Source organism: Mesorhizobium sp. ORS 3428, assembly GCF_001854785.1.
In the GTDB taxonomy this organism is placed as follows: Bacteria; Pseudomonadota; Alphaproteobacteria; order Rhizobiales; family Rhizobiaceae; genus Mesorhizobium.
Genome location: NZ_MDFL01000031.1, coordinates 1 through 6,127 on the forward strand (window position 1 = coordinate 1; position 6,127 = coordinate 6,127).

At 59.7% G+C, this 6,127-nt stretch carries 5 protein-coding genes and 1 pseudogene; 4 read left to right on the forward strand and 2 right to left on the reverse strand.

The genetic code is table 11. From position 1 onward, the window contains the following. On the forward strand, positions 1-223 hold a 223-nt coding region (locus ORS3428_RS33725), incomplete at its 5' end, for a hypothetical protein (RefSeq protein WP_210185682.1). A gap of 632 nt (positions 224-855) precedes the next feature. Here the strand turns inward: ORS3428_RS33725 and ORS3428_RS05380 are convergent. Further along, positions 856-2,508 (reverse strand): MFS transporter, encoded by a 1,653-nt coding sequence (locus tag ORS3428_RS05380; RefSeq protein ID WP_071095278.1) that lies wholly within the window; start codon positions 2,506-2,508, stop codon positions 856-858. Positions 2,509-2,861: 353 nt separating this feature from the next. Here ORS3428_RS05380 and ORS3428_RS05385 point away from each other — a divergent pair, with 353 nt between their 5' ends. Then, complete coding sequence (locus ORS3428_RS05385; RefSeq protein WP_040982682.1) at positions 2,862-3,323, forward strand: MucR family transcriptional regulator; 462 nt, start codon at positions 2,862-2,864, stop codon at positions 3,321-3,323. Positions 3,324-3,497: 174 nt separating this feature from the next. Here the strand turns inward: ORS3428_RS05385 and ORS3428_RS05390 are convergent, their stop codons facing one another. Beyond that, entirely contained in the window at positions 3,498-3,710 is a 213-nt protein-coding gene (locus tag ORS3428_RS05390) for a cold-shock protein (protein WP_040982680.1), read from the reverse strand. Between the two features lie 398 nt (positions 3,711-4,108). Between ORS3428_RS05390 and nadA the strand changes: the two are divergent. After that, positions 4,109-4,615: pseudogene (nadA, locus tag ORS3428_RS31155) on the forward strand (quinolinate synthase NadA); the annotation flags it as partial. Positions 4,616-4,801: 186 nt separating this feature from the next. Beyond that, positions 4,802-5,545 carry a GGDEF domain-containing protein gene (locus ORS3428_RS05405; RefSeq protein WP_157895926.1) on the forward strand — a complete coding sequence of 248 codons (744 nt, stop codon included), beginning with the start codon at positions 4,802-4,804 and terminating at the stop codon, positions 5,543-5,545. The last annotated feature ends 582 nt before the right edge of the window (positions 5,546-6,127 follow it).

Genomic DNA, 6,127 nt, shown 5'->3' on the forward strand with positions numbered 1-6,127 from the left:
GGCTTGCTTCACCGTCTCGCGCCAAAGGAAAACGGCGCCGCGTCATGCCCGTTCCGCGCAATGCGGAAGCGAAAAGTCGTGGTTGACCAATGGGGGCGCGGGCGGGCCGGTCCTGCGGGGTATCATCACCGCGGCCTGCGACGCGGCTGGAGGAAGCTTCGCCAGCCTGCGGCTCGCGGTGCATCCGCTCGACAATCGAGTTGAACGCGTTTCCACCTTCTGATGCGGCGGGTGACCTGCCGTCCGGGGTGCCACCGGCTGGAGTGTCTCCGATGCGCGATCTTCCCGCCCGGCCGATGTTGGTCATGTTTCGTCTCCCATCCAGACAACAACGCATCGCCTAAAGTGTGTGGAGCAACGACAGGCGAGCCAACATGGTCGCCGCTCAGGAACCCCAAAGCGCGCCTAGGGCACCGAASCCGRSAGCTCTGAAGGAAGCACCCTGTCCGATCGGTAAATCGAGCATGYCCTTAGCCGGGCGACGCTCGAATGCCTTTCGCTCGCAGTCGGGAGGTCGCAATCACCTTCAACATCACAACCGTTGCTCCCTTGAGTCGGAACGTAGCTTGGCTGACCTGACAACAAACTGACGCGCTATGAGAGCTGAGCAGAATCTGAGAGCCGCTGGAGCAAACCGACGCGATGTTGATAGTGAAGCCCGCGGGTTGATGAAAAGCTTTCCTCTGCTCAGCGCCAGCAGATTTGGCGGACGTATCTTGAACAGTGCTCATGCGAGCAAGTGATTTATTTCAACTTAGCTTAGATGCTCACAAGTGGGGCAGTTGACCGACTGCGCCATGCTCCAGGCCCGAATCCAGTGCTCGATGCCCACTCATCACCGACGCGTCGCTACGATCACCGTCGGAAGAAGATGCTTGCGGACTGATCCCGCCTGCGAGGCGCCCCGGTCGGCCGCTCGATTGCAAGCCTCGTGCGGGGCGGCAGCTCTCCCGCATGCAGTTCGATGAGGCGCTGGTCCACCTCCTTGTCCTCCGCGATCAGGCGGTGGTTGAGGCGAAGGTAGTCCATCCAGGTCGGCGTGCGGAATGTCTCCGTCCAATGCGAGGGCTCCTGAAGGTCGCGCTGGAGGTTCCAGTGCCGGGCCCCGGCTCGGCTCTGCACCCGGCGGCGTTCCCGCATCAGGTCCAGGAAAGCTTCGACGTTGGCCTCCGGTATCGAGTACTCGATCTTGGCGACGATCGGGCCGCTTCTCGACTTCAAGTCGAGGGCGAGCGCTGGCGTTTCGAAGCCAAGGGAATCCTGATCGGCCTCTTTCCACTGGCGGATCGGAAGCAGCAATCCGGTGGCAGCAACCAACAAGAGGGCGCCAGCAGAGATCTCCAGCGCCAGGGTGAGCGAATAGCTTTCAGCCACCACGCCCCACAACCAGCTTCCGGCCGCGACGCCGCCCGACGCGAGGGCCGAGTAGATGGAAAGCGTGCGACCAACGACCCATCGCGGGCTCGACARTTGCACACTCACGTCCAGTCCGGTCCAGGTGACGACCCAGCCTGCACCGCCGAGTGTTAAGGCAATCGTCGCCACCACCAGCGAAGGCGTGAAGGCAAGGGCAAGGCAGCAGGCGGCGCAGGCGATGCATGCGAGCGTTGWCAGCCGCTCCTGTGACAGCGACCGTCTCAGCGCGTTGTTGGAGATGCCGGCGCACAAGGCCCCCGCTCCAAATCCGGCCATCAGGACACCATAGGCGATTGCCCCTCCCCCGAGTTGATCCCGTGCAACGAGAGGCAGAAGCGCGAGGATGGAGATGCTCGTCAATCCGAACAGGGCTCCTCGCGCGATTGCCGCCTTGATCTCTCTCGAAAGCGCCGTAAAGCGCGCTCCGTCATGGATGGCCGTGGTCAATGGCTCACGGGGAAGAGGCGAAGAGCGACCGCTCCATTTGTAGAGTCCTATGGCCCACAGCATAGCCAAATAGGTCAGTGTCGCTGCGGCGAAGGCGGCCAGGGGTCCGAAGGAGGCGACAACGACGCCGCCGAGCGCCGGACCGATGCTTCGCATGGCGTTGTAGCCGACCGAGATCAGCGTGACCGCAGCCGGAACTTCGCGCTTTCGCAGGATGTCTCCGACGGAAGCATGCCACGCCGGATCAGTAAAGGCGGCGCCACATCCGRCAAGGCAACTGAACGCAAGGATTAGCCAGGGATTGTAAAATCCCAGCGCCACAAGAGCGGTCAACATGATCGACGACAGGGCTATCACGCACCAGCCGATGGCCATGACATGGCGGCGGCTGAAATTGTCCGCAATGGCCCCCGCGAAGATCGATAAAATGAACACTGGAAGCGTCGTGGAGGTCTGCACCAGGGCGACCATCACGTCCGAGGTCGAGATGRTCGCCATCAGCCAGCTGACCRCAACCGTCTGAAACAGCCAGCCCAAACCGGACAGCTGAGCGGCAAGCCAGATCGCGCGAAACGTGGGGTTTTCCAGCGGCGCGAATGTCGCCGACGAAACCGAAGCCGCGTCCGCGCGAGCCAGTCTGCTCATTGGGCTGAGCCTCTGTTTTAGAAGTTAAGTTGGAGATTTCTCCTTTGGCGCACTTGCCTGTGGAGAGTGGCAGGATCAGGGCATAATAGGTGGCGAGCTTCGGTAATTTTGTGTGGCTGCTTCAAACCAAAACCGTTCTGCTAGGACTACCTAGCCGTGCATAGGCGAAGCACAAATCAATCGTCCCGTTAGAATATGCAAGGGCGGCAAGTCGCAATGCCTGTGATTGCGGCCTGGTGCCAAGCTGGAAGAAGGTATTTTGGAAAGACCTAGCACAACTTTGAWTGCGTTCTGCGGCTGCCTTCTCTAATGAAGTCGAGCTTCGCAGAAGCCATAAAAACAGGAGCATTTCCGTGACAGAAGAAGCCGAGAACAATACTGACGCTCTCATCGAGCTTACCGCCGACGTCGTCTCTGCCTACGTTTCGAACAATCCGGTCCCCGTGGGCGAGCTTCCAGGCCTGATCGACCAAGTGCATGCCGCGTTGAAGGGCACGATCGGCGGCCCCGTCGCGAAACCTGAGGCCCGCCCGCCAGCCGTTGCCATCAAGAGGTCGGTCACGCCCGACTACATCATTAGCCTGGAGGACGGAAAAAAGTTCAAGTCGCTGAAGCGGCATCTTTCGACCCATTATGGTCTCACGCCTGAGGAATACCGCGCAAAGTGGGGCCTGCCGGCAGACTACCCGATGGTTGCGCCGAATTATGCCGCCGCTCGGTCTGCTTTGGCCAAGACGATGGGRCTCGGTCGAAAGCCTGGTCAGACCGAGCAGGCTGCACCTGCAAAAAGGACCCGCAAAAACGGCACGGACTGAGCGTTGTTCCGGTGCGCTGACTTGAAAGGCGGGGAGAGCCCCCGCCTCTTGCACTGCGTTTCCCGGCTTAAAACGATTTGCGCAAAGCCTCGTCGATTCATCTCACTCGCAATTTGGTCTGCGGGTCGGTGTTCGCTGCCGGGCGGCGGTTGTCCGTGGGCAAAATCCGTCAGCCTACTTTACTTTGCTGAGATTGCCGGCTGAGGATTTTCCGGTGCGACGGTCCTGCTCGATCTCGTAATTGACCTTTTGGCCGTCAGCGAGGGTCGAAAGACCCGAACGCTCCACAGCGGAAATGTGGACAAAAACGTCCGGGCCACCCCCATCGGGTTGAATAAAGCCGTAGCCCTTCGTGCTGTTGAACCATTTGACAGTTCCAGTTGCCATGCATTCTCCCTTTATATCGGTTGCAGCGTTGGTTTGCCCAAGCCGGTTAACATTCTGACCTGGGGATAGGCGCAGCAAAAACAAGAAATCGCAAGGGCTTCAATTGCCAGAAGGAAAATCAACTGAACGATACCGGCTGTGACGTTAACAACTGCTTTGTCCCGCAGCGGCCTCGCTTGGCAGGGGCCGGTCTGCCGGTCGGTCAGCCCAAAAAGCGTCGCGTGCCACGCGCCATCCATGGACGGCGAAACTTCTCTGTGATGCGAACGAGAGGTGCCGGTAATACGTGTGCTAGACTATCTCAGCCTGTGATTGTGCTCGCCGCGTCTTGACGGCGGGCAAAAGCCCTGCCCTTCCCTTGCGGTACCTACCGCGGCTGTCGCGTTTGGACCAGTTTTATGCAAGTGCGAGCACCAGTCGCTCTACGAGCGCGTCCGGCGGCGCCAATCGAATGGCCGGCCTTTGCCGATGACATCGACGCCATCCTGGCGTTGAAGCGGGAGCGCAATGCGGTAATCCTGGCGCACAATTATCAGACGCCAGAGATCTTCCACTGTGTTGCCGACATTGTCGTCGACAGCCTGGGGCTGGCCCGCAGGCATTGACGGTCGATGCGGATGTCACCGTTCTGGCCGGCGTGCCTTTCATGGCGGAAACGGCCAAGCTTCTCAATCCTCACAAGACCGTGCTTATCCCGGATTCTGCCGCCGGCTGTTCGCTGGCCGACTCGATCACGGCCGAGGACGTGCGGCCGACGCGGCAGCGCTACCCTGGCGTTTCCGGTCATCACCTACGTCAACACCTCTGCAGCCGTGAAGGCCGAGTCCGACATTTGCTGCACTTCTGGCAATGCGCTCGCCGTCGTGAAGTCCCTCAAAGTGCCGCGGGTGATCATGCTGCCCGACGTCTCGCGCAGCGCTGCTCTCTCGACCTCAGATGACCGCGCAATATTCCCACCCCGTCTCGTTGGGAATAATCTTAAATGACTTGGTAACGGCTCTTTCAGAGCCGCTCCTTAAAGAAGCCCTGCTAATCTTAAAAGATCCAACATGGCGCCTCGAAGCAAGCGTATTCTAGGCAAGTCAACGGTCGTGACGATCATAGCAATCGTCGCGACCTTTGGTCTGTCATTCACGGCAAGAACCGCTTTGCACATGCCGATCGATTGGCTGAGTTGGGTGGAATGCACCCTCATTCCCATCCTGATCGGAATGCCGGTCAGTGCCTACATCTTCGCCCAGGCGGAAACCATCCAGGATACATGTGACAAGTTGGAGAAGTCGTATGCGGCCCTGAGCGAGACGCACGACAGGCTGGCATTCGTCACCAGCCACGACCCGATGACGGGGCTTCTCAGCCGCGGCGGATTCATGGCAAAGATGGACAGGGAGCGCGACGAGGATGAATACGACACACTTCTCCTTATCGACCCGGATCACTTCTCCTTGTTCAATGACAAGCATGGGCATTCCAAAGGTGACGAGGCTTTGGTTCGAATTGCAAAAGCACTTGTCTACTTAACGCGCTCTGGCGATTCAGTTGGGCGCCTTGGTGGCGAAGAGTTTGGGGTCCTGCTACGAGGGGTGCGCAAGGAGCAGGCAATGACCATCGCGGAGAACATCCGCCGTCTAATCGAAGGAATCCCTTGGACCAAAGCGCAACAGGACGATGTCAAGGTGACCGTCAGCATCGGCGGTGCAGAAATTGCTCGCAATGCAGACAMCCAAGATGTTCTTCGCACGGCAGGACGATGCCTCTTTGAAGCGAAACAACGTGGCCGAAATCGCGTTGYGTTCGACTACGAGATGTCCAGATCGCGAGTCGTGGCACCATAGCTGGCCCCCCGTTTTGGCCAGTCTTTTCGGGCGCATCCGCTGGCTTGTCGCCAAGGTCTTGCCAGAGACGGCCTGTGTGCATGGCGCGATGCGCAATGATGTTGGCGAATGAAGTGCTGACGGRCCCCCCGGCCGGGCATGCGCCAAGTGCAGATCGAGYAGCAGTACTCCGTGTCCGGCTCCGGGTCCGTCGCCCTTGCCAAGGCAAAGGGGAAACTATGGGGCAGGATTCTCTCATAGGCTCTTCGCCCCCACGGTTGGAGGGGTTATCATCTGATCCCAAGCTGACACCGTCGTTCCCCAGCCTGCTTCAATCGAGCGTCTCGGCAATCAGTCATCAGTTCCGGGACACTATCTCGACGGACAACAGYAACCACCGAGCTTGAAGAAGCTGTCGTGGCGGCCGACCGCTCGACATCTATAAGCGCCGCTTCAGCCCCAGCTATATCACACGTTAGCGGAGCAGTCGGGTTTGCAGCGCCTGGCGACCGACGACAAGATTGTCAAGGTGCGGCACGGCTGGGTGCCGACCCTGCCCCAGTTGCCTGACCAGGGCCCGCGTGCCGTCAAGCACGAAGACCC

Coding starts and splice junctions, on each gene's coding strand:
- ORS3428_RS05390 (WP_040982680.1), bottom strand. CDS start 3,710: ATGGCAACTGGAACTGTCAAATGGTTCAACAGCACGAAGGGCTACGGC.